Below are 23063 nucleotides of genomic sequence, written 5' to 3' on the forward strand. Positions count from 1 at the left end.
TCACTCCGCGGACGGGGGCGGCCACGCGTCGCCCCAGTCCGCGTCGCGCGCCGCGCGGTAGAGGGGGCCGTGGCGCTTGGTCACGGTCCTCCTGCGCAGGGCCTCGTCCGGTTCGCACAGGTCGAGGAGGACCTGGCCCTTGCGGATCTGCGGGCGGCGCACGATGCGCGTGGGCGCGGGGTCCGGGCCGAAGCGGACCGCGGCGACGTAGCTGAACTTCTCGTCCTCGTACGCCAGGGAGCCGCCCTTGACCTGGCGGTGCAGGGACGACCTGCTGACCCGCGCGGAGAAGTGGCACCAGTCCGTGCCGGGCTCGATGGGGCAGGCCGCGCTGTGCGGGCAGGGCGCGGCGATGCGGTAGCCCGCGGCGATGAGCCGGTCGCGTGCCTCGATGACGCGCCGGTAGCCGTCGGGGGTGCCGGGCTCGATGACGACGACGGCCTGTTCCGCCGCGTCCGCGGCGGCGTCGACGACGGAACGCCGGTCGGCCTCGGTGAGCTCTCCCAGCACGTAGGACACGGTCACGAGATCCGCGCTCTCGATGGCGAGCGCCGACCCGATACGGGAGCGCTGCCACCGCACACCGCGCAGCTGGGGCGCCGCACCGGCCAGCTCCCGTCCCAGCGCGAGCGCGGGCTCGGCCCAGTCGAGCACGGTCACGGGCCGCTCCCCCGCCCAGGTCGCGGCGACCGCCCACGTGGCGGCGCCGGTCCCGCCTCCCACGTCCACGTGACTCCCGGGCGCCCACCCCTCCGGCGCCGCGTCCGCGAGCGCGCCGAGCGCACCCCGGACGGCTTCGAACGTCGCGGGCATCCGGTACGCCGCGTACGCCGCGACGTCCGCCCGATCCCGCAGGATCGGCGCGTCGGTAGGAGTCCGCCCCCGATAGTTGGCGATCAGCCGCTCGACGGCCTGGGTCGCCTGTCGAGGCGGAAGACCGTCCAGAAGCCCTGCGAGGGCGGCGCGCAGAGTCTCGGCCGTGGAGGCGGCGGCTGTGGCCTGGGGGGTGGGGGCGTTCACCCGGTGATTCTACGGGGACGCGCCGCGTCTGCCCGGCTCGGGCGGTCCAGCGGGTGCGACCCCATCGTGCCCGCTCGCGCACAGCCCCGCAGGGGCTGCTCGGGGGCGCGCGCGGAACTGCGCGATCAGCCACCGCCGGTCCGCACCCGCCGACACGGCCCAGCCGGGCGGACGAGCCCGCGCTACCTCCCCCGCGCCGCGCGGGCGAGCCGCGTCGCCGCCGCGGCCCGGGGCGCGTTGTCCGGTGCGCGACGGCGCGGGTGGACCGTGTTGGCCAGCAGAACCAGAAACGTGTCCGTCGACGGGTCCAGGACCAGCGACGTGCCGGTGAACCCCGTGTGGCCCGCCGCCCCGCGCCCCGCGAGCTCGCCCATGAACCACGGCTGGTCGATGCCGAAGCCGAGCCCGGACCCCGCGAACATCAGCTCGACGAAGTCGGGGCCGAGGATGCGGGCCCTGCCGTACGACCCGCCGCACAGCAGCGTGCGGCAGAGCACCGCCAGGTCGCGCGCCGTGGAGAACAGCCCCGCGTGCCCGGCGACACCGCCGAGCGCCCACGCGTTCTCGTCGTGGACGGTGCCGCGCAGCATCCCCCGGTCGGCCTTCGCCCAGGGCCTGCGCTGGTCCTCCGTCGCCGCCGCGTCGGGGCGCGGCCCGAAGCCCGTGGCGGTCATGCCGAGCGGCCGGGTGATGCCCTCGCGGATGAGGTCGTCTAGGGGGCGGCGGGTGAGGCGCTCCAGGATGTGCTGGAGGAGCAGCATGTTCAGGTCGGAGTAGACGTAGTCGCCGGGTTCGGTGACGGGGGCCTCCGCGCGCAGCGCCGCGAGGCGTGCCGCGTCGTCGGCGCAGTCGTACAGCGGCAGCTCGGGCCGCAGCCCGGAGGTGTGGGTGAGCAGCTGGCGCACCGTGACGCGGTGCTGTGCCGCGGCCGTGAACTCGGGAACGTACGCCCCGACGAGCGCGTCGATGCCGAGCGTGCCGCGTTCCAGTTGCTGCACGGCGGCGACCGTCGTGAAGAGCTTCGTGAGCGAGGCCAGGTCGAAGGGCGTGCTCGTGCGCGTCGGCACCCGCCATTCGGGGGGCAGCTCGACGCCGCGGTCGGTCTCCGGGTCGTACGAGGCGTACCGCACCGCCCACCCCGCCGCCTCCTCCGCCGCGATGACGGGCCCGCGGCCGACGAGGACGACGGCGCCCGCGCACCACGGCCGGGGTCCGCGCGTCAGGTCGGCCACCTCGGCGACGAGGCGGCCGATCTCGTCGGGGTCGAGGCCCGCGCGGTCCGGGGTGCCGGGGCGCAGGAGTCTGGGTGCGCTCAGTGGTCCGCCTCCGTCGCGTGCGTCGTGGGTCCGTGCTGCCAGGGGCGGCACAGTCCTACGAAGCATGCGATGGCTGCCAGCGCGCAGGCCAGTTGGACGACGGCCATCGGGACGGCCGTGTCCTCGCCCGCGATGCCGACGAGCGGCGAGGCGACGGCGCCGACGAGGAAGGAGGAGGTGCCGAGGAGCGCGGAGGCGGAGCCCGCGGCGTGGGGGGTGCGGAGCAGGGCGAGGGACTGGGTGTTGGGCAGGGTGAGGCCCATCGACGACATGAGGACGAAGAGTCCCGCGGCGACGGGGACCAGGCCGACGTCGCCGAAGACGCCGGTCGTCATGAGCAGGAGCGCGATCGCGGCGACCGTGACCATGGCGAGGCCGACGGCGAGGACCTTGTTGAGGCTGGTGCGGCCGACGAGGACCTTGCCGTTGATCTGGCCCGCGGCGATCAGTCCGACGGAGTTGACGCCGAAGAGGAGGCTGAAGGTCTGCGGGGAGGCGCCGTAGATCTCCTGGATCACGAAGGGCGACGCGGAGATGTACGCGAAGAGCGCGGCGAACGCGAAGCCGCCCGCGATCATGTAGCCGGCGAAGACGCGGTCGGCGAGGAGCGACCTCATGGTGCGCAGCGCCTCGACGGTGCCGCCGCTGTGCCGCTTCTCGGGGGCGAGGGTCTCGGGGAGGCGGCGCCAGACCAGCAGGGTCAGGGCGGTGCCGACGACCGTGAGGACGACGAAGATGCCGCGCCAGTCGGTGAAGCGGAGCACCTGGCCGCCGATGAGGGGCGCGGCGACGGGGGCGACGCCGGAGATCAGCATGAGGGTGGAGAAGAAGCGGGCCATCTCCACGCCGTCGTACAGGTCACGGACGATGGCGCGGGCGATGACGATGCCGGCGGAGCCCGCGAGGCCCTGGAGCAGGCGGAAGCCGATGAGGAGTTCGGCGGTGGGGGCGAAGGCGCAGGTCGCGGTGGCGACGACGTAGACGAGGAGGCCGATGAGGAGCGGGCGTCGGCGGCCCCACTTGTCGCTCATGGGGCCGACGACGAGCTGGCCGAGTGCCATGCCCATGAGGCAGGCGGTCAGGGTGAGCTGGACGGTCGCGGCCGGGGAGCTCAGGGCGTCGGTGACCTCCGGCAGCGCCGGCAGGTACATGTCCATGGAGAGCGCCGGGACGGCGGTGAGGCCGCCGAGGACGAGGGTGACCAGAGCCCCGGTACGGCGGAGGGCGGCGGGGCCTGATGGCTCCGCCGCCTTCGTTATCGCGTGGTCTTCGGTGGCCTGCCCGAGCTCAGGCATCGCGCCCCTCCCAGTCGCTGCGTCTCGCCTCTGCCGGGTTCTATCGTCGCAGCTGTGGGTGGGTGGTCCGGACCGGTTTCGGGCTATGCCGGGTGCAGGCCCGGGTTTCCCGCCTCCGTGACGAAGGACGCCGCCGTGCTGATGGGGGCGCCCGGTTTGGTGATCATCGGGACCGTCTTGTAGTCGGCGAGCGCGGAGTCGCGGTCGAGGGTGACGGTCACGTAGCCGCGGCGGCCGTTGTAGAACTTCATGTGCGGGTTGGCCTTCGTGAGCGTGTCCCAGTTGGCGGGCTTGTCGGCGCCGTCCTTGCCGCTCGCGACGGACGTGGTGACGATCTCCGTGCCGACGTTCTTCGAGGACGGGTCGTCGAAGTCGTCCTTGATGTCGAAGGCGTAGGCGACATGCACGTCGCCGGTGAGGACCATGAGGTTGTCGACGCCCGCGGCCTCGGCGCCCGCGAGGACCCGGTTGCGGGAGGCGCGGTAGCCGTCCCAGGCGTCCATGGAGAGCTTCGCCCGCGCGTTGAGGTCCAGCCTCCGCTCGGAGAAGGCGACCTGCTGCGGGACGACGTTCCACAGGGCGTTCGAGCGCCGCCAGCCGTCGAGGAGCCAGCGCTCCTGGGTGGCGCCGGTGATGCTGCGCGCCGGGTCGTCCGACTCGGGCCCCGGGACGTGGGCCTTGTCGCCGTAGGCCTGGTCGGAGCGGTACTGGCGGGTGTCCAGGATGTCGAACTGGGCGAGGCGGCCCCAGGTGAGGCGCCGGTAGAGCTGCAGGTCGGGTCCGCTCGGCAGCTGCGCGCGGCGCAGCGGCTGGTTCTCCCAGTAGGCGCGGTAGGCGGCGGCGCGGCGGAGCAGGAACTCGGTCGGCGGATCGTCGTTCTCGGAGATGTCGTCGGCGTAGTTGTTCTCGGTCTCGTGGTCGTCCCAGGTGACGACGAAGGGGTGCGCGGCGTGTGCGGCGCGCAGGTCGGGTTCGTGCTTGTAGAGGGCGTACCGCAGGCGGTAGTCCTCCAGGGTCTTCGTCTCCTTGTTGAAGTGCGCGGGCAGCGTGCGGTCGGTGTAGTTGCGGGCGCCGCCGACCGCGTTGACCGCGTACTCGTAGAGATAGTCGCCGAGGTGGAAGACGACGTCGACGTCGTCCTGGGCGAGGTGCTTGTACGCGGTGAAGTACCCGTCGTGGTACGCCTGGCAGGAGACGGCGGCGAGGGTGAGGCTGCCGGGGCGGCTGACCGGCTGGGGCGCGGTGCGGGTGCGGCCCGTCTCGCTGATCCAGCTGCCGGTCCTGAAGCGGAACCAGTAGGTGCGGCCCGGGAGCAGGTGGTCCGCCTCGACGTGCACGGTGTGGCTGAACTCGGGGTGCGCGGTGACCGTGCCCCGTCTGGCGACGCGCCGGAAGCGGGCGTCGTGGGCGACCTCCCACTGGACGGTGACGCGCTGCCTCGGGAGACCGCCGCCGGGCTCGTAGGGGGCGGGGGCGAGCCGGGTCCAGAGCAGGACCGAGGTCGGCTGCGGGTCGCCCGAGGCGACACCGAGAGTGAAGGGGTTGTCCGCGATGCGGCGGGCGTCGAGCTCGGCGGCGCCCGCGACGCCCGCGGTGGGCAGGTTGGTCGCGAAGGCGAGCGCCGCGGCGGCGCCCGTGACGGTGAGGAAACGGCGGCGTCCCAGGTGCTGGGCGGCGGCCCGGATCTCGGGTGCGTGCTGCTGGCCTGTGTTGGTCATGTGGCCCTCCCCTGACGATTGGTGTCAGGGGCATGGAAGTGGTGGGGGACGACGCGCGACTGTCGCGTACACAACACCCGTATGGCGGGCGGATGATGTCCGTGTGGACGCCCCTCCCGTACGCTGCGGGGCCATGAACGCTGAGCGAACTGACGCATCGAACGGGCCGGGGACCACCCCTTCCGGAGCCTCGTCCAAGGTCGCCGTGGTGACCGGCGCCGGGTCCGGAATCGGCCGCTCCGTCGCCCTCGAACTGCTCGCGTCGGGCTGGTCCGTCGCGCTCGCGGGCCGCCGCACGGAGACCCTGGAGGAGACGGCGGCCCTCGCGGCGGCCGGACCGGGCGCACGGGACGACGCGGTGCTCTGCGTACGCACGGACGTGTCCCGCCCCGAGGACGTGACCGCCCTCTTCTCCCGCGTCGTCGCCGGCTTCGGCCGCCTGGACCTCCTCTTCAACAACGCCGGCACGTTCGGCCCCGGCGGTGTCCCGGTCGAGGAGCTCCCCTACGACGCGTGGCGCCACGTCGTCGACACCAACCTGAACGGCGCGTTCCTGTGCGCGCAGGCGGCGTTCCGCCAGATGAAGGAGCAGGACCCGCAGGGCGGCCGCATCATCAACAACGGCTCCATCTCGGCCCACGCCCCCCGCCCGAACTCGGTGGCGTACACGGCGACGAAGCACGCCCTGACCGGCCTGACGAAGTCCCTCTCCCTGGACGGCAGGCCGTACCGGATCGCGGTCGGTCAGATCGACATCGGCAACGCCGCGACCGACATGACCGCACGCATGCAGTCCGGAATCCTCCAGGCGAACGGCCAGTTGGCGAGCGAGCCGGTGATGGACGTGACGGACGTGGCCCGCACCGTGCGCCACATGGCGGAACTGCCCCTGGAGGCGAACGTCCAGTTCGCGACGGTCCTCGCGACGAACATGCCGTACGTGGGACGGGGCTGAGGCGGCGGCAGGGCCCGGGGCCGACACGAGACCGGGCCACGGGCCGCGGGCCTACGCGAGATCTCCACAAGTGGACTAGGAACTACCGCATCAATCCGGGTGAGCGCTCCCCTTATGCTCAGTTCCTCTCCACGAGAACTTCACACTTGGAGCACTCCTTGCGCATACGCACCACGGCCCCCGCCGTCCTCGCCGCCGCCGCCCTTTCGGTGTCGCTGCTCGCCGCGTCCCCCGCCTCCGCGGCGACGGCACGTCATCAGGGCGGGCTGCACCTCGGGACCATCCAGTACGACAGTCCGGGCCGGGACACCCGTTCGAACTCCTCGCTGAACGCGGAGTGGGTGAACATCCACAACAGCAGCCGCTCGGCGATCCAGCTCAAGGGCTACAAGCTGAAGGACGACACCGGCTACACGTACACCTTCGGCAGCTACAAGATCGGCGCCGGGAAGACCGTCAAGGTCCGCACCGGCAAGGGCTCCGACGCGTCCGGCGTGCGCTACTGGGGCCGCTCCAACTACGTCTGGAACAACACCGGCGACAAGGCCCGCCTGATCAAGCCGAGCGGCTCGCAGCTCGACTCCTGCAAGTGGACGCGGCAGGGCTCGGGCTCCATCAGCTGCCACTGACCATCATCAGGGGGTGGGGGAAGGGCGGCCGCTCCGCGGTGGGGCCCCGCGGTCGGGGCCGCGGGAACGAACCACGCCGCGGAACGGTCGCCCTGCGACAGGGACCTCAGGACGGTCAGGCCTGCCCCGTCTCGAAGCGGGTGATCTTTCCGTCGTCGACGGTGAAGTGCCACTTCGTCCGCATCTCGCCCCACGTGTCGTTGCGGTACGACGCCGTCAGCACGCGGCCCCCGTCCGACTCCGAATCGATGTCCATGTGGCCGTTGGACGAGAAGATCTCGCGGTCCGCCCAGTCGGCGACGTCCCGGTCGGTGCCGTCGTCCGCCATGGTCGCGCCCGGCGCGAGCAGGGCGTCGAAGGCGGCCTTGTCATGGGAGTTCACCGCGGTCACGAAGGCGCGGACCGTGGGGTCGGCGAGCCGGTTCACCTGGATGCTCATGGGTTCACGGTCACACCGGGCGGAGCCGCCCGCCACCGCTGCCCCGCCGGACGGGCGTCACCCGTACGGCCCGTGGGGCCGGGTGCCCGGGGCCCGTCCGGTGGACGGTGGAGGCGGACGCGACCGCCACCCCGCCGAGGGGCCGAACCAGGAGTTCCCCATGACCACCTGCACGTGCCTGGACCGCCGTGACCTCGGGCTGCTGCTGCTCCGCGCGGGCACCGGCGGCGTACTCGCCGCACACGGCGCCCAGAAACTGTTCGGCTGGTTCGGCGGGGGCGGAGTCGCGGGCACCGGCGCCTTCATGGAGTCCATCGGGTACGCGCCGGGCCGCCTGAACGCCGTCGTGGCGGGCGTCTGCGAGGCGGGCGGCGGCGCACTCCTCGCCCTCGGCCTCGCGACGCCCGCGGCGGGCTCCGCGGCCGCGGGCGCGATGGCGGGCGCGGCGGCCGTGCACGCGCCGAACGGCTTCTTCAGTCAGGGCGGCGGTTACGAATACCCGGCGTTCCTCGGCATGGTCTCCGCGGCCCTCGCCGTCACAGGGCCCGGCCGCTACTCCGCCGACCACGCGCTCGGCCACTCCCTCAACCGCGCCTGGATGGTCCCGGCCGCGCTCGCGGGCACGGCGGTCGGGGTCCTCGTGACGATCGGCGCCAGGAACAAGAACGTACGCGCGGCGGCGCGACCCGACGAGCCGGCGGCGCGACCCGACGAGCCGGCGGCGGGGAACGACGAGACGGCGGCGCGGGGCGCGTAGCCCGCGGGCCCGTGGCGGCCGTCGACTCGCACGTTCAACAGCCGCCCCAGGAGGCCCTGTTGCCGCGGGTGTCGCGCGAGGGCACCACGCACAGCCGGGACGACGAACGCTCCTGCACGATGCGGGGCAGCGCCAAAACCGCTGTTCGGGAGGGTGATCCGCAGGCTAGCGTGCCCGTCCATGACCATGGAGACTCCCGAGATCACCGACACTTCCGGCGACGGCGATCTGCCGCCGCGCCTGACCCGTCTCACCTTCCACGGCCCGCTCTCCGAGGCCCGCGCACAGCGGATCGTCGGGCGTCTGGCCGCCACCGGTCCACGCACCGTGCTCGATCTGGGCTGCGGCTGGGGCGAGTTGCTGCTCCGCGTCCTGGAGGCCGCCCCCGACGCCACCGGCATCGGCGTCGACATCAAGGGCGAGGACCTGGACCGCGGCCGCGCCGCCGCGCAGGAGCGCGGGCTCGACGGCCGGGTCCGGTTCGTCGAGGAGACGGCGAAGGACACCGCCCGCGGCCCCGCCGATGTCGTCCTCTGCGTCGGCGCGAGCCAGGCGTTCAGTTCCGCCGCGCCCGCGGAGGCCACCGCGGAGGCGCTCCGAGCGCTGCGTGGGCTGGTCAATCCGGGCGGCCGTGTCGTACTCGGCGAGGGCTTCTGGGAGCGCGAGCCCACCGCACGGGAGCTCGCCGGGATGTGGCCGGACGCCGGTGCCGGTGATCACCTGTACCTGGGCGACCTCGTGGACGCGGCGGTCGAGGCCGGATTCCGCCCGCTGTGGGTGGAGACGGCGAGCGCGGACGAGTGGGAGGAGTTCGAGTCGGGCTACCGTTCCGACGTCGAGGAGTGGCTGGCGGCGTACCCCGGCCATCCGGAGGCCGCCGCGACCCGCGCCCGCGTGGACGCCCAGCGTTCGTCCTGGCTGCGCGGCTACCGGGGCGTGCTCGGCATCGCCTATCTGACCTTGGTGCCGGTGGGCTGACGCGGCGAGGACGTCGCCACCCGCGGCAGCGTCGTCGGCTGAGACGCGGCGGGCGCCGTCCTCCACAAGGCGGGAGTGACGAGTGCGCCGGGGCGGTGAGGTCCGCCCCGGCGACGCGGTCGGCATCGTCCTGCCGGAGGGCCCGCACCGTCTCGTCGAAACCGTCCGACGGTCTGACGCCCCTGGCTCCGCCGCCGGCTCTACTGCCCGAACCACGTCTCCGCCAGAGCGTCCAACGTCGGCTCCGGCGGAGCGGGCAGCTCCCGCAGGTACCAGGGCAGATTGCTGTAGACGTGCAGCAGGGTGTAGGCGAGGAGCACGCGCGGCTCGAAGGACCGGCCGTACGCCTTCATGAAGCGGGCGAGCAGGCCCGGCTCGGCGCGCGTCACGAAAAGGCCGACGCCCACGAAGTCGTACGCGGGGTCGCCGATCATGGCGGGCTCGAAGTCGAGGAGCCCGGTGAGCCGCCAGCCGTCGGCCGGGTCGACGGTCAGGTGCTGGCGCATGAACTCGGTGTGCAGCAGCGCCGGTCGTACGCTCCCGGCGTCGGGCAGCGGCACGGAGTCCAGGTATCCGGGGATCTGCTCCAGCCAGCCGTCCGGCAGTTCGCACCTCCGCTGCCGGTCGACCGCTCCGGCCCGCTGCCCGGCGGTGAACGCGCCCCAGTCGCCGGGTCCGAGGACGTCGGCGAGCGGTGCGGGGTCGAGGGCGTGGAGTGCGGCGAGCGCTTCGGCGGCGTCGGTGACGACGCGTTCGCGGTCGGCGCGCGGGATGCGCGCCCAGGCGACGGCGAGATCCTCGCCGGGCAGCCGGGACATCAGGACGTAGCGCCAGCCGTTGTCGTACGTTCCCTCGCCGTGCACCCGGGGCGTGGGGACGGGGAGGCGGCCGTCCACATGGCGCAGGACGCGGGCCTCGGTGACCGCGTCCTGCGCGTCCATGCCGGGGAACAACTTCAGTACATGGGAGTCGCCGACGGCGTAGACCGGCTGGGAGCCCGCCGGGTACCGGGTGAGACCCGCCCCGGCGAATCCGAGGCGGGCGCAGAGGTCTTCGGCGCCGGGCCGCACGATCGTGTCGTCGGGGACCACGCGGTCCCACTCTTCGTCCGTGTTCACTTCGGGCAGCATGATCGGCACGGTAGCGGCGGCGGGGCGTGACGGCGACCGGGTTTCGCAGCGGGAGGGGCGCGGATGGTGCGGGTCAGAAGACGAACGGCCCGGGTGCCTGCGCCGACGTCGCGTCGCAGGTCACCGTGAGGCCGAAGACGACGATCTTCAGTGACTTGCCCTCCAGGCTGTCGCCCGCGGCGACGGTCCCGGTGAGCGGTCCGGTGGAGACGGCGCCGCCCGCCGGGATGGCCGGGTTGGAACTGCCGGTGAAGTCGGTCGTCCCCGTGCCGTTCTTCGTGAGTGTGAGCGTCGAGTTCACGGCGCCCGCCCCGATGTCGATGGGGGCGGTTATCGCCGTGGTCGACACGGCGATGGTCGCGCTGGTGCCGTCCTGGCTCGCGGTGAGGGTCGCCGTACCCGAGCCGTACGTGCCGCAGTCGAACGAGAGCGTGGCGCTCTGCGGTTCCACGGCGCCCGCCGCGGGTGCTGTCGCGAGTGCGCCGACGGCGAGGGCGCCGACGCCGAGAGCCGTGCCGATTCCTCTGCCGAGCCTGCCGTTCCGCATGTTCCGCATGGGGGACCTGCCTTTGTGGGGTGAGGAGTGGGGGGGATGGGGGGATGCGACCCGGCGTCCTGACGGGCAGTCAGTTGGTCGGGCCGCCGCCCATTGAGGCACAGGGACCTTGTGGCCACAAGGCAAGGCCCCTGAGTTCTTGACATGTCACGACCAATTCAGGCCGCGCGCCACACGCCTCTCCTCACCCGGGGCTCACCCCTCGCCCCGGAGCGCCTCCCCCACCTCCCTCGCCAGGAGCCGCACGTACGCCTCGGTCCAGGCCTCGACCGTCGACCGGTCCCACAGATCGGTCGAGTACTCCAGGTACCCGGAGAGCACGCCGCCCGTCGGGATGAGCCCGAGGTTGAACTCCGAGCGCGCGCCCGGCACCGCGAGATCCTCGACCGCCGCGACCAGGCCGGGCAGTTCGACCTCCGTCTCCAGAGAGCTCTGATACTGGAAACCGAGCGGCAGCCGGTCCGGCACCTCCGTGCCCAGCACGGCGCTCACGTCCGCCGCGACCGCGCGGAGCGGCGCGGCATGGTCGAGGGCACCGACCGCGCTCCGCGCCACCTGGTCCACCAGCGCCCCGAACGACGTGGCGGTGTCGCCCCGGACCCGGAGCGTGAAGGACGACACCGTGCATGCGGCCAGCGCCTCGAACTCGCGCCGCTCGCGGTTGGCGTGGGAGATGCCGAGCACGACGTCAGGCCCCTCCTCCCCGACCTCGGCGACCAACCGTCCGAACGCGGCCGCCGTCACCACGAAGGGGGTCGTACGGTGCCGTCGGGCCAGCGCCTCCACGTCGGCGCGGGTCTCCGCGTCCACCGTGAACAGGATCACGTCGCCCGCGCCGCTCAGCTCGGCCGGACGGGGCCGGTCCAGCGGCAGCGGCATTCCGTAGGGGGCGCCCTTCAACTCCCGCGCCCAGTAGTCGGTCAGGCGGCCCTTGTCCTGCGTACGGCTGTGCTCGCGCTGCCAGCGCGCGTACTCGCCGGGCTGCGGGAGGCTCTCGGCGGCAGGCAGGCCGTGCGGGGTCCCCGTGGCCTCGGACCCGTACAGCGCGGCCAGTTCACGCAGCAGCAGGCTGACCGACCAGCCGTCGCAGGCCGCGTGGTGCAGGACGAAGAGCAGCACCCAGCGGTCGCGGTCCACCCGCATCAGACGGAACACGGGGGCGAGTTCGGCCTCGATGTCGAAGGGGACGGCCGCCGTCTCGCCCGCGAGCCGCTCCGCCTCCTCGGCCGCCGCGTCCGCCGAGCCGAGCCGCGCGTACAGGTCCTCCTCCGGAAGGTGCACGGGCCGCGCCCGCAACGCCTCCTGCGACCACTCCCCGTAGCCGTCCTCGACGAACCGGGTCCGCAACGCCTCGTGCCGGGCGCCGAGTTCGGAGAGCGCGGTGCGCAGGGCCGGTACGTCGAGCGTTCCCGTCAGGGTGAGGCGCATCGCCACGTTGTAGATCTGCGGGCGCGGGTGGGTGCGGTGGCGGGTGAGGAAGGCTGACTGCTGGGCGGTGAGGGGGGCGCGGGCAGGCCTGTCGCCGGGTGCCGCGGCCTCGCCGCCCCCTTCCTCGTCGGCGGCCGTTCCCTCCAGGTGGGCGGCCATCGCCCGGAACGTGGGCTCCTCGTAGAAGCGCGCCACGGGGTACTCCGTGCCGAACTCCTCCCGCACGCCGTTGGCCAGCCGGATCGCGGTGAGGGAGTGGCCGCCGAGCTCGAAGAAGGACGCGTCCGGCGCGATCGCCGCCACGTCGACGTCGAACTCCCGGGCCCACAGCTGCTTGAGCCGCGCCTCGACGGAGGCGGAGACGGAGGCCGGGACGGGCGCGCGGGTGGGCTTCCCGGCTCCGGCGGTGCGCGGGGGTGCCCCCGGGTTCGTCACGATGCCGGGCGCGGGCAGCGCGGCACGGTCCAGCTTGCCGTTGCCGGAGAGGGGCAGCTCGGGCAGGACGGCCCAGGCGCGGGGCACGAGGTGGTCGGGCAGGCGCGCGGCGAGGCCCGCGGTCAGCCGGTCGCAGAGCGCCTGTGCGGGCGCGTCCTGTTCGTGTACGCCGTCCCGTACGACGTACGCCACGAGGTGGGCGTCGCCGTGGTGGTCGCGGCGGGCGAGGACGACGGCGTCGCGGACTCCGTCGAGGCCGTTGAGCGCGCGGGACACCTCTTCGGGCTCGACACGGTAACCGCGCACCTTCACCTGGTCGTCCGTACGGCCGCGGAACTCCAGCGCGCCGTCGGCGTTCCAGCACACGAGGTCGCCGGTGCGGTACATCCGCCCGTCGGTGCCGCGGGGGTCACGGACGAAACGTTCGGCCGTCGGCTCGGGCCGTCCCAGGTAGCCGGTGGCGACGCCGGGCCCGCCGACGTACAGCTCCCCGACCTCCCCCGCGGGGACCTCACGGCCGTCCGCGCCGAGCACCCGGAGGGTGACGTTGTGGACGGGCCGGCCGATGGGGATCGGCCGGTCGGGACCGTCCGGGGTCCGCGGCCCGACCGTCGCGGCCGTGCACAGCACGGTCACCTCGGTGGGCCCGTACACGTTGACCGTCTCGTACGGTGCGCCGGGGCGCGGACGGGAGCGCATCACGTCGCCGCCGAGCAACAGGTGTCGCAGGGGCGGCTGTTGAGGCTCGGGAAGCGCGAGGACCGCCTCGCCGAGGGCGGTCGGCAGGATCGAGAAGGTGACGCGCCGGTCCGTGTACCAGCGGGCCAGCGCGGCGGGATCCTTGCGGACCGCCTCGTCGGCCACGACGACGGTGGCGCCCGCGGTCAGCGCGGGCCAGATCTCCAGTGCCGCGGCATCGAAGCCCTGACTACAGACGGCGGCACTGCGATCGTCCACGGTGAACCCGAACCGTTCGTGATGCCACTGACAGAGATCGACGACGGCCCGGTGCGGAATGGCGACGCCCTTGGGGGTGCCGGTGCTGCCGGACGTGTAGATGACGAAGCAGAGGGAGTCGGAGGCGGCGGGCGCGGTCGCCGTCGTGCCGGGCCGGTGCGCGGCGGTGCCGCCGGGCGTGCCAGCAGACGTGCCGGAGGCCGTGGCCCCGGGTGAGGGCTCCGGCGCGCTTGCCGTCACGTCCATCAGGGTCGTTCCGGCAGGGGGCTCCGGTCGGCGGGCGTCCGCGCCCGCGCTCCCCCGCGTCACCAGGATGCGCGCGCCGCTCTCCGCGAGGATCGTCTCGGCCCGTGCCGTGCCCTGCGACGGATCCAGGGGGACGTAGCCGCGGCCCGCCTTGAGGGACGCGAGCATCGCGACGATCAGGTCGGTCCCGCGCGGCAGCCACAGGGCGACCGGTGCGCCCGCCCCCTCGACCGTGCGGAACACCGCCGCGAGCCGTTCCGCCCGCTCCTCGAGCTCGCCGTACGTCAGCTCGCCCTCGTCGCTGATCACCGCCGTACGGCCGGGGGCCACCTGCGCCCACCGCGACGTCAGCGAGTCGACGGTGCTGCTCGTCCGCTGCCGGACCGGGCCGCGGCGCCACTCCCCCGGCACCGCCTCCGAGGCACCCACCGCCTCCGCGAGGATGTCCCTGAACGTCCCGAAGAGCGCGTCGACCGTCGACTCGTCGAAGAGGTCCGTGTGGTACTCCAGGTGGCAGCGGATGCCGTCCGGCAGATCGGTGAAGTAGACGCTGAGGTCGGTCAGCGCCTTGTCCGGGCCCGAGTCGAGCGGTGTCGCCCGCACCCCGGGCAGGTCGAAGCGGAACGGGTCCCCCGTCTCGAACTCGGCGAGGGTCTGGAAGACCGGCGTACGGTCGAGGGCGCGCGGCGGCGCCAGCTCCCGTACGACCGCCTCGAAGGGCACGTCGGCGTGGTCGTACGCGTCCAGGGCCACCCCGCGCACCCGGTCCAGGAGCGTGCCGAAGTCCGGGTCCCCGGAGAGGTCGAGGCGGAGCGCGAGCGTGTTGACGAAGAAGCCGACGACGTCCTCGTACTCGGGCCCGCGGTCGGACATCGGCGTGCCGATGACCAGGTCGTCCTGGCCGGTGGCCCGGTGCAGCGCGGCGGCGTACCCGGCGAGCAGCGTCATGAAGAGGGTGCTGCGGTGGGAGCGGCTGAACTCTCGCAGGCGCGCGGTCAGTTCACCGTCCAGTGTGCGGAACAGGGCCCGGCCGTTGGACGTCATCACCGGGGGTCTCGGCCGGTCGGTCGGCAGGTCCAGGACGGGCAGGTCGCCGTCGAGCGCCTTCTTCCAGTACGCCAGGTCCTCGGCCGCCTTCGGGCCGCCGAGCGAGTCGAGCTGCTCGCGGGCGTGGTCCGGGTAGGTGCGGGTGAGGGTCGGCAGGTCCGCCGGCCGCCCGCCCGGCAGGTGCGCGCCGTAGAGGGCGGACACGTCCCGGGCCAGCACGGCCGCCGACGCCGCGTCCATCACGATGTGGTGCAGGGACAGCACGAGCACGTGCCGCCGCTCGCCGAGCCGGACGAGGCGCGTGACGAACAGCGGGCCCTCCGCCAGGTCGAAGCGGCGCTCGCTCTCCTCCCGCAGCACGGCACCGACCGCGTCCCCGCTCCCCGTGCCGTCGAGGACCTCGAAGTCCACCTCGCCGGGCGCGCGCGTGAACTGGCGCGGCTCGCCCGCCACTTCACGGAAGACGGTGCGCAGCTGACCGTGGCGCGCGGCCAGGTCGCGGAGCGCGGCACGCAGCGCCGGGACGTCCAGCGGGCCTTCGAGCTCGATGGCCTTCGTCTCGTTGTACGCGGTGCGGCCCGGCAGCATCCGCTCCAGGAACCAGACGCGCTGCTGGCCCGGGGAGAGCGGCGCGCCCCGGTCGACGGCCGTCGGCACGGGTGCGCTCTCGTACGCGCCCCGCAACCCGTCGAAGTGCCGCAGCCCCTCCCGCAGCGCCCCCGGCTCCACGCCGAAGTCGACGAGACCGACGATTTCGTCCGCGCCCGCCGCGCGCACCGCGTCCACGACGGGCCGCACGCTCTCGGGGCTGCCGATGAGGGCGCGCTGGTCGCAGTAGCGGTCGTAGGCGCGGCGGAAGACCACGTCCAGGTCGTCCTCGCTCATCGCGGACATGTCGATCTTCTGGCCCAGGCTGTTCGCCACGTTGCCGAACAGGGACAGCGACGAGCGCATGTACCGGGCCAGGGGGTCGCGCGCGACGGCGCGGGCCGCCGCGTGGTCCTCGGCGAGGTACGTGTGCAGCAGCACGGCGACGTGCCCGGCGTCCGGGTCCAGGCCGCACTCGGCGCGCGTACGGCGGTAGAGCGCCACGTTGTCGCGGAGCTGTTCCACGCTCTGGGTCATGAGGTTGGTGACGATGCCGACGTCGTTGCGGGCCGCCAGCTCGTACGACGCGGGGTTGCCGACGACCGCCGTGTACATCGGCGGCGCGTCCTGCACGGGACGCGGGAAGAGCCGCAGGTCGCTCTCGCCGTTGCCGGTGGCACGGCGCACGGGCTCGCCGCGCCACAGCTTCCGTACCTCCGCGACCTGTTCGTACATCATCTCCTTGTGGGAGCCGAAGCGCTCCGGGAAGAAGACGAAGTCGTTGGCGTGCCAGCCGCTCGCACAGCCGATGCCGATCCGGCCGCCGGAGAGGTTGTCGACCATCGACCACTCCTCGGCGACACGGATCGGGTCGTGCAGCGGCAGCACGACGGAGCCCGCGTTGATGCGGATGCGTCCGGTCTCGCGGGCGAGCGCGGCGGCGAGGACGACGGGGTTGGGGAAGAGGCCGCCGAAGGAGTGGAAGTGCCGCTCGGGGATCCACAGGGAGTGGAAACCGTGGCGGTCGGCGAACCGGGCGGTCTCCAGGAGGTGGTCGTACTTGCCGTGCCGGGAGGCCGCCCCGTCGTCCTGCGGATAGTCGCCGAAGAAGTAGATGCCGAAGTCGAGGGGACGGGGCTTCTGTTCCAGCCGTTCCGGTCGTCGCTCGGCAGTCGTGGCGGCTGCGCGGTTCCAGGCCATGGCCTTCGGCTTCGCCGCCGGAACGACCGGTTCGTCCGCAGGCTTGCCCGCCCGTTTGTCCGTCGGCTTGCCCGTCGGCTTGTTCCCGAGCGGGAAGCCCGCCCCGCGCAGCTCCCGCAGCGAGTCCTTCACCGCGTCCACGATGAACTCGCAGTCGGCATCGGAGTGTTCGGTGGACAGGAAGAAGTTGCGCCACTCCCACACGTGCACGCCGCGCAGCATCAGGTGGTGGTAGAGGAGTTCCATGTCCGCGCGGTGCTCGAAGCGGAACATCGAGCCGAAGTGGCTCATGCTCAGCGCGTACCCTTCCGCCTCGAAGAACGAGTTGAGCGTGGCGGCCAGTTCGTCCGTGCGGGCGTTCAGCCGCTCCTGGAGGTGCGGGCTGTGCTCCTTGAGGTGGGCGAGCACGGCGCGGGTGGCGACCATCGACACCGGGTGCTGGATGTACGTGCCGCCGAAGAACGTGGTGTCGGCGGCCGGGTAGCTGTCGTCGCCGTAGCTCCAGTGGCCGCCGTCGATGCCGTCCATGATGTCGGCGCGGCCCGCGACGGCACCGATGGGAAAGCCGCCGCCGAGCAGTTTCCCGTACGTGGCGAGGTCGGGCGTGACGCCGTAGAGCTCTTGCGCGCCGCGCGGCGCGGGACGGAAGCCGGTCAGCATCTCGTCGAAGAGCAGCACGATGCCGTGCCGCCGGGTCAGCTCGCGCAGACGGCGCACGAAGTCGGCGGGTTGGAGCGACGGGTGGCGGCTCTGCACGGGTTCGACGACGACCGCGGCGATGTCGGCGGCCTGCTGCTCGATGACGGCGAGGCTCTCCTCACCGCCGTACGGCAGGACGAGCAGGTCGGCGACGGCGTTGTGCGGGACGCCCGCGGACATCGGGACGGTCGTCAGGCCTTCGCCGCCGGTGCGCGGGGAGCGGCCGAGCACGTTGTCGTTGTGGCCGTGGTAGGCGCCCTCGAACGTGATGATGCGGGAGCGTCCGGTGGCGGCGCGGGCGAGCCGGATCGCCGCGGAATTCGCCTCCGTACCGGAGTTGGCGAAGGCGACGCGCTCCATGCCGGTCAGCTCGGCGAGCAGCTCCGCGGCCTCACCGGTCTCCACGTTGCGCGGGCCGAGCTGGATGCCGCGCGAGAGGTGCTCGCGGACCGCCTCGCTGACGAAGGCGGGCTCGTGCCCGAAGAGGAGGACGCCGAAGCCCATGGTGATGTCGACGTACCGGTTGCCGTCGATGTCCTCGAGCCACGACCCGCGCGCCCGCCGCCCCGCGATCGGGTACAGCATCTCCTTCGTACTGCTGCGGAAGCCGACCGCCGCCCTGCTGTCGGCGAGCACGCGCCGGTAGCGCTGGGCGATGCTTTTCGAGGTGGGCGTCTTCGCGGTGTAGCGGCGCACCAGGTCGTCCAGGTGGGCCCGCTGGGTGTCGGATGCGTTGCCGCGGATCATGCCGGAGCCGCGGGCGACCTCCAGGCGCGGGCCGTGCTGGGCCGGGCGGGGCGCCGGGGGCTCGGCCTCCTGCGGGGTGCCGCCGATCTGGAGGGCGATGCGCTCCGACAGCTCCGCCATCGCGGCGAGGTCCTGGTCGACGGCGGCGGAGACGGTGTCCGCTCCCCCGGTCATCGGCCCGCCTGCGCGGTGAGCAGCTGGGAGAGCTGTCCCATCAGCTGGAGTTGCACCTGCGTGAGCTGCCGGAGCTGCCGCCGGAGCTCTTCGACCTCTTGCCGGGTGGCGTAGGCGTCTTCCCGGGTGGCGTAGGCGTCCTGACGCGTGGCGTCCACGGGGGCGGGCGGAGTGTCGTGGGCGGCCCGCCGCTCGGCCTCCGCAACAGGGGCAGGGGCCGCGACAGGAGCAGGGAAGGCGGCTGTGGCGGGGGCCGGGGTCGCCTTGCCCGCGATGATCACCGCGAGCCCCCGCGCCGTCCCCGCCTCCTCGAAGAGCTCCCGCATCGACACCTTGACCCGGTGCTCCTCCTCCAGCTCGCGCAGCACCCCGATCATCTGCAACGAGTCCGCGCCGAGGTCGAAGAAGGACGCGTCCTCGGCTATCTCGCTGGTGTCGTAGCTGAGGTGTTTCGCGGTCACCTTGATGATGTGCTGGAGCACTCGCTCGACCGCTGCCTCGTCCTGTGCCACTTCCGCCCCATCCCTAGTCGGTTGTTCGCGTAGTACGGGTTGTTCGGGTTGTGCGGGCCGGGGAAGGTGGTTCTCCGGCCCCGTCCAGTAGTCCTTGTGCTGGAAGCGGTATCCGGGCAGCGGGATCCTGCGGCCGCCCGTCCCCGCCATGAAGGCCCGCCAGTCGACCGGCGCCCCCGCCCGGTACAGCCCGGCGGCCGTGTCCCACAGCGGTGCGAGTCCCGCGCCGCGCCGGAGCGTCGGGTGCGCGGCCCGACCGGGGAGCGCGTGGCGTGCGAGGCCGCTGAGCGTCGTGTGCGGGCCGATCTCCACCAGCGTGCCAACGTTGTCGTATGAGGCTCCCAACTCGCCCAGTACGTCGGCGAAACGGACCGGCTCGCGCGTCTGCCGTACGAGATAGTCGGCGTCCGGCACCCACCCGGCAGGCCGCGTGCGCCCGTCGAGCCCACTCACGAACGGCACGCGGACCGGCCGCGGTTCCACCCCGCCGACCAGCTCCCTCAGCCCGTCCAGCGCCGGGTCCATGACGGCCGTGTGGAAGGCGTGGAGCACCGGAAGCGTGCGTGCGTGGATGCCGCGCTCCGCGAGGAGTTCGGTCAGACGTGCCATGGCGGCGGCCGGGCCCGCGAGGACCTGGCTGTGCTCGCCGTTCGTGACGGCGAGTTCCACGCCCGGCACCTCCGCCGCCAGCCGGCGTGCCGTGTGCGTGTCCGTCGGGACGGCGACCATCGCACCGGGCGCGCACCGCTCCCGCATGAGCCTGCCCCGCCCCGCCGTCAGCCGCAGCCCGTCCTCGGCGCTCAGCGCCCCGGCCGCGTACAGCGCGCCGTACTCCCCCACGCTGTGCCCCGCCACCACGTCAGGCTCGACCCCGGCCTCCCGCCACAGCCGGACGAGCGCGCACTGCAGCGCGAAGAGGGCGGGCTGCGCCACCTCCGTGTCCAGGACGGGCTCCCCCGGGTCCGCGCCGCCGGTGTCACCGAGCAGCGGGCCGAGGATGCTGCCCCCGCCGGTGAGGTCGGCGAACTGCCGTTCGCAGGCGTCCAGGACCTCACGTACGACGGCGAAACGCCCGTACAGGGGACGGGCCGCACCCCGGTGGAGACTGCCCTGACCCGTGCAGAGAAACCCGACACCACCTGTGCCGGCCGGCCGTGGCCGGGGCCCCGCGAGCCAGTCGTCCAGCGCGCCCGTCAGCGCCGCCGCCGTGTCGCCGCGCACCGCGAGCCGGTGTCCGCGATGGGAGCGGCCCAGGGCCAGTGTGGTCACGAGGTCGGCGTGGTGCGTGGCGGGGTGGTCGCGCAGATGGTCGCGGAGGGCGGCGGCGTTGTCGGCGAGTGCCTCCTCCGTGTGGCCGGAGAGGACCAGGACGCCCGGCGCGCGCGGCTCGTCGGCGGCCCGCGGCGCGGGCTCGGGTGCCTCCTCCAGAACGACGTGGACGTTGGTGCCGCCGACGCCGAACGAGCTGACGCACGCCCTGCGCGGGGTGGCGCTCGCGGGCCACGGTCGTGCGCTTTCGGGGATGTAGAACGGGCTGGCCGCGAGGTCGAGGGCGGGGTTGGGGCGGCGGAAGTTGGCCATCGGCGGGATGACGCGGTGCCGCAGGACCAGGAGTGCCTTGACCAGGCTAGCGAGGCCCGAACACACGTCGAGGTGGCCGATGTTGGCCTTGACCGAGCCGAGGGCGCAGTAGCCCGTACGGTCGGTGTCGGCGCGGAACGCGGCCGTGGCACCCTCGAACTCGATGGGGTCGCCCTTGAACGTGCCGGTGCCGTGCGTCTCCAGGTAGCCGACCGTGTCCGCGCCGACGCCCGCCCGGTCCAGGGCGCGGCGGATCGCGCCGCGCTGCCCGGAGGCGCTGGGCGCGCTGAACGCCTTCTTGTCGGCGCCGTCGTTGTTGACGCCCCAGCCGCGGATGACGCCGTGGATGTGATCGCCGTCGGCGACGGCCCGGTCGAGGCGCTTGAGCACCAGTGCCACGACTCCCGTGCCGCCGACGGTGCCGTCGGCGTCGGCGTCGAAGGGGCGCAGGCGGCCGCTCTTGGAGAGGATGGACCCCTTGACGTACTGGTAGCCGATCACCTGCGGCACGTGCAGGGCGGTTGCTCCGGCGACGGCGATGTCGCACTCGCCGGAGACCACGGACTGCGCGGCGAGATACGCCGCGGTGAGCGAACTGGAGCACGCCGTCTGGACGTTGACGGCGGGCCCGGTCAGGCCGAGACGGTAGGCGGCGCGGTTGGCGGTGAAGTCGGTGAAGTTGCCGATGGTGACCTGGAGCCCTGCGACCCAGTCCGCGATGCCGCCCCGCAGGACGTTGTTCTGGAGATACGTCTGGAGGGAGTAGAGGTGATAGCCGGTGCTGGCGTAGACCCCCACGTCACAGGCGCCTCCACCCGGACCGCCCGCGTACCCCGCGTCCTCCAGCGCATGGTGCACGCACTCCAGGAACAGCCGCTGCTGCGGGTCGGTGATCCGGGCCTCGTGCGCGCTCATCCCGAAGAACGCGGCGTCGAAACCCGCGATCCCGTCGAGAACCCCGCTCGCCCCGACGAATTCCTCGGCCCGGTACACCTCCTCGGGCACGCCCGCGGCGGCGAGTTCGGCCTCGGTGAAGCGGCGGATGCGGTCGGTGCCGTCGTGGATCGTGCGCCAGAACTCCTCGGGGGTGTCTGCGCCGGGCAACCGGAAGGACATGCCGATGACGGCTACCGCGTCACGGGCGGCGACAGTGACGGCGGGGGAGGCGGCTGTGGGGGCGGTGGTCATCGGGGTGCCTCGCTCTCGCGTTCCGCGGATTCACTGCCCCGCCGGTCCGGCGGCTCCCGCACCACTTCGGGTAACGGATCACCGGACGCCGCTCTCCGCCCCTGGCGCACCAGCACGACGAACATCCCGAAGCACAACGCGATGGCCAGCCCGTGCAGCATGCCCACGACGTGGAACGGCGAGAAACGGTCGAGCAACGCACCGCTGACCAGCATGCCGAGGCCGAACCCGGTGTTCTCGACCGACGCGGAGAGCCCGAACAGCCTCCCGCGCTGCGCGTCGGGGGCGGCCTGCAGCCGGGTCACGTAGGCGATCTCGGTGAGGCCGTCGGCCATGCCCGCCACGAGCGCCGCCGCGACCGCCACGTATGTGGGCAGCCCGGCGAACACCACGATGAACGCGGCCGACATCACGCACGCCCCGACCGCGAACGCCCGCTCCCCCGGCCCCTGCCGCCCACCGCGCCCGGCCCACCGCCCGCACACCTGCTGCATGACGATGTTGCCGATGGCCCACGTCGCCCAGAACTGGCTGACGAACGTGGCCGGATGGGACGGGTCGAGGTCGCTGGAGTAGACCGGAAGGGCCACGTTGTGGGAGGACGAGCCGAGACCGTCGGCGGCCCTCAGCGCGATCATCACGGCGAGAACGGGTGTGGCCCGCAGCAACAGCATCGCCCCGACCCCGCGCCGTCCGGAGTCCCCCTTGGAGTCGCCCGTCGAGGCCCCCTCGTCCGCCCGCGTACGGATCGGCAGGGAGAGCAGGACGCACGCGGAGACCGCGAAGGTCGCGGCGTCGAGGGAGATCGCGGCGACGTAACCCAGCTGCGCGACCACGACGCCCGCGGAGGCGAATCCGGCGATCATGGCGAGGGAACGGCCGGTCGCGAGCAGCGAGTTGGCCCGCAGGCGCAGGTCGCCCCCGACGATCTCGGGGATGCTGCTGCGCAGCGCGACACCGGAGAGGGTGGAGCAGAACCCGGTCACGACGGCGAGTACGTACAGAAGCCCCGCACGCCCCCCGTCGGGCGCGATCAGCAGCGCTATCATGGCGGCGCACTGCGTGAGATCGGCGCCGACCATCAGAATCTTCCGGTCGTGCGCCGAGACCAGCCGCCCGCTCACAAAGCCGGAGACGACGCTGGTCAGGAGCCGTACGGCCATGAAGATCCCGGCGGCGAGAGCACTGTCGGTCACGTCATAGACGAAGACGTTGAGGGCGACCATGTTCAGGTAACTGCCGTACGCCGATATGCCGTTGCCCACGACGAGCAGGCGAAAGTGCCGCAAGCTTCCCCCCTGGTCCACGCGCCGGGCTGCCTTGAGAACGTGCACGGCCGCGCTCAGCCGAGGCCGCCTTCACATTCACCCGCGCCGAACCCCGCTCACAGTCCCTCGAATTGGGGACTTGACACCGCCTGTCGCGCTCAGTAGCGCGACGTTTCCCCAGGGTGTGTGGGGTTCCTTTC

Annotated in this window: 14 protein-coding genes; 4 read left to right on the top strand and 10 right to left on the bottom strand. The window is 73.0% G+C overall.

Translation table 11 applies throughout. The annotated features are described in order from the left end of the window. The 4 genes from DEJ47_RS10550 to DEJ47_RS10565 form a co-directional block, all read right to left on the bottom strand. Complete coding sequence (locus tag DEJ47_RS10550) at positions 1-1020, bottom strand: small ribosomal subunit Rsm22 family protein (protein ID WP_150167166.1); 1020 nt, start codon at positions 1018-1020, stop codon at positions 1-3. A 182-nt stretch (positions 1021-1202) separates the two neighbouring features. Further along, complete coding sequence (locus DEJ47_RS10555) at positions 1203-2402, bottom strand: serine hydrolase domain-containing protein (protein WP_150167168.1); 1200 nt, start codon at positions 2400-2402, stop codon at positions 1203-1205. Further along, complete coding sequence (locus DEJ47_RS10560) at positions 2333-3631, bottom strand: multidrug effflux MFS transporter (protein ID WP_150167170.1); 1299 nt, start codon at positions 3629-3631, stop codon at positions 2333-2335. Before DEJ47_RS10560 ends, DEJ47_RS10555 begins: the two co-directional genes overlap by 70 nt. 83 nt (positions 3632-3714) lie before the next feature. Continuing rightward, the gene (locus DEJ47_RS10565) at positions 3715-5349 is read right to left on the bottom strand and encodes an alkaline phosphatase D family protein (protein WP_150167172.1); all 1635 of its coding nucleotides are present in this window, start codon (positions 5347-5349) and stop codon (positions 3715-3717) included. Positions 5350-5482: 133 nt separating this feature from the next. On the opposite strand from DEJ47_RS10565, the gene DEJ47_RS10570 reads away from it, so the two are divergent. Both DEJ47_RS10570 and DEJ47_RS10575 read left to right on the top strand, forming a co-directional pair. After that, positions 5483-6304 (top strand): SDR family oxidoreductase, encoded by an 822-nt coding sequence (locus DEJ47_RS10570; protein WP_150167174.1) that lies wholly within the window; start codon positions 5483-5485, stop codon positions 6302-6304. Positions 6305-6462: 158 nt separating this feature from the next. Next, entirely contained in the window at positions 6463-6933 is a 471-nt protein-coding gene (locus tag DEJ47_RS10575) for a lamin tail domain-containing protein (protein ID WP_150167176.1), read from the top strand. A gap of 115 nt (positions 6934-7048) precedes the next feature. On the opposite strand, the gene DEJ47_RS10580 is transcribed toward DEJ47_RS10575, so the two are convergent. Then, positions 7049-7372: a nuclear transport factor 2 family protein gene (locus DEJ47_RS10580; protein WP_150167178.1), complete on the bottom strand. Its 324-nt coding sequence runs from the start codon at positions 7370-7372 to the stop codon at positions 7049-7051. A gap of 160 nt (positions 7373-7532) precedes the next feature. Here DEJ47_RS10580 and DEJ47_RS10585 point away from each other — a divergent pair, with 160 nt between their 5' ends. Continuing rightward, complete coding sequence (locus DEJ47_RS10585) at positions 7533-8129, top strand: DoxX family protein (protein ID WP_150167180.1); 597 nt, start codon at positions 7533-7535, stop codon at positions 8127-8129. Positions 8130-8315: 186 nt separating this feature from the next. Then, positions 8316-9107 carry an SAM-dependent methyltransferase gene (locus DEJ47_RS10590; protein ID WP_150175546.1) on the top strand — a complete coding sequence of 264 codons (792 nt, stop codon included), beginning with the start codon at positions 8316-8318 and terminating at the stop codon, positions 9105-9107. Positions 9108-9307: 200 nt separating this feature from the next. Here the strand turns inward: DEJ47_RS10590 and DEJ47_RS10595 are convergent, their stop codons facing one another. From DEJ47_RS10595 to DEJ47_RS10615, 5 genes are all read right to left on the bottom strand, one after another. Beyond that, positions 9308-10237, bottom strand: coding sequence for an aminoglycoside phosphotransferase family protein (locus DEJ47_RS10595; RefSeq protein ID WP_150167182.1), 930 nt, complete (start codon positions 10235-10237; stop codon positions 9308-9310). 73 nt (positions 10238-10310) lie between these two features. Continuing rightward, the gene (locus DEJ47_RS10600; protein ID WP_150175547.1) at positions 10311-10784 is read right to left on the bottom strand and encodes a hypothetical protein; all 474 of its coding nucleotides are present in this window, start codon (positions 10782-10784) and stop codon (positions 10311-10313) included. Between the two features lie 204 nt (positions 10785-10988). Continuing rightward, entirely contained in the window at positions 10989-18314 is a 7326-nt protein-coding gene (locus tag DEJ47_RS10605; protein ID WP_150167184.1) for a non-ribosomal peptide synthetase, read from the bottom strand. Next, positions 18311-21595: a type I polyketide synthase gene (locus DEJ47_RS10610; RefSeq protein ID WP_150167186.1), complete on the bottom strand. Its 3285-nt coding sequence runs from the start codon at positions 21593-21595 to the stop codon at positions 18311-18313. The genes DEJ47_RS10605 and DEJ47_RS10610 overlap by 4 nt, the downstream gene beginning before the upstream one ends. After that, positions 21592-22884, bottom strand: coding sequence for an MFS transporter (locus DEJ47_RS10615; RefSeq protein ID WP_150167188.1), 1293 nt, complete (start codon positions 22882-22884; stop codon positions 21592-21594). Before DEJ47_RS10615 ends, DEJ47_RS10610 begins: the two co-directional genes overlap by 4 nt. Between the last annotated feature and the right edge of the window lie 179 nt (positions 22885-23063).

The organism is Streptomyces venezuelae (genome assembly GCF_008642355.1).
In the GTDB taxonomy this organism is placed as follows: Bacteria; Actinomycetota; Actinomycetes; order Streptomycetales; family Streptomycetaceae; genus Streptomyces; species Streptomyces venezuelae_B.

Excerpts from the sequence above, each read along its gene's own strand:
- DEJ47_RS10585 (WP_150167180.1), top strand. The coding sequence starts at position 7,533 with ATGACCACCTGCACGTGCCTGGACCGCCGTGACCTCGGGCTGCTGCTG.
- DEJ47_RS10590 (WP_150175546.1), top strand. The coding sequence starts at position 8,316 with ATGGAGACTCCCGAGATCACCGACACTTCCGGCGACGGCGATCTGCCG.
- DEJ47_RS10610 (WP_150167186.1), bottom strand. The coding sequence starts at position 21,595 with ATGACCACCGCCCCCACAGCCGCCTCCCCCGCCGTCACTGTCGCCGCC.
- DEJ47_RS10565 (WP_150167172.1), bottom strand. The coding sequence starts at position 5,349 with ATGACCAACACAGGCCAGCAGCACGCACCCGAGATCCGGGCCGCCGCC.
- DEJ47_RS10580 (WP_150167178.1), bottom strand. The coding sequence starts at position 7,372 with ATGAGCATCCAGGTGAACCGGCTCGCCGACCCCACGGTCCGCGCCTTC.
- DEJ47_RS10600 (WP_150175547.1), bottom strand. The coding sequence starts at position 10,784 with ATGCGGAACGGCAGGCTCGGCAGAGGAATCGGCACGGCTCTCGGCGTC.
- DEJ47_RS10595 (WP_150167182.1), bottom strand. The coding sequence starts at position 10,237 with ATGCTGCCCGAAGTGAACACGGACGAAGAGTGGGACCGCGTGGTCCCC.
- DEJ47_RS10555 (WP_150167168.1), bottom strand. The coding sequence starts at position 2,402 with ATGCTTCGTAGGACTGTGCCGCCCCTGGCAGCACGGACCCACGACGCA.
- DEJ47_RS10570 (WP_150167174.1), top strand. The coding sequence starts at position 5,483 with ATGAACGCTGAGCGAACTGACGCATCGAACGGGCCGGGGACCACCCCT.
- DEJ47_RS10605 (WP_150167184.1), bottom strand. The coding sequence starts at position 18,314 with ATGACCGGGGGAGCGGACACCGTCTCCGCCGCCGTCGACCAGGACCTC.
- DEJ47_RS10560 (WP_150167170.1), bottom strand. The coding sequence starts at position 3,631 with ATGCCTGAGCTCGGGCAGGCCACCGAAGACCACGCGATAACGAAGGCG.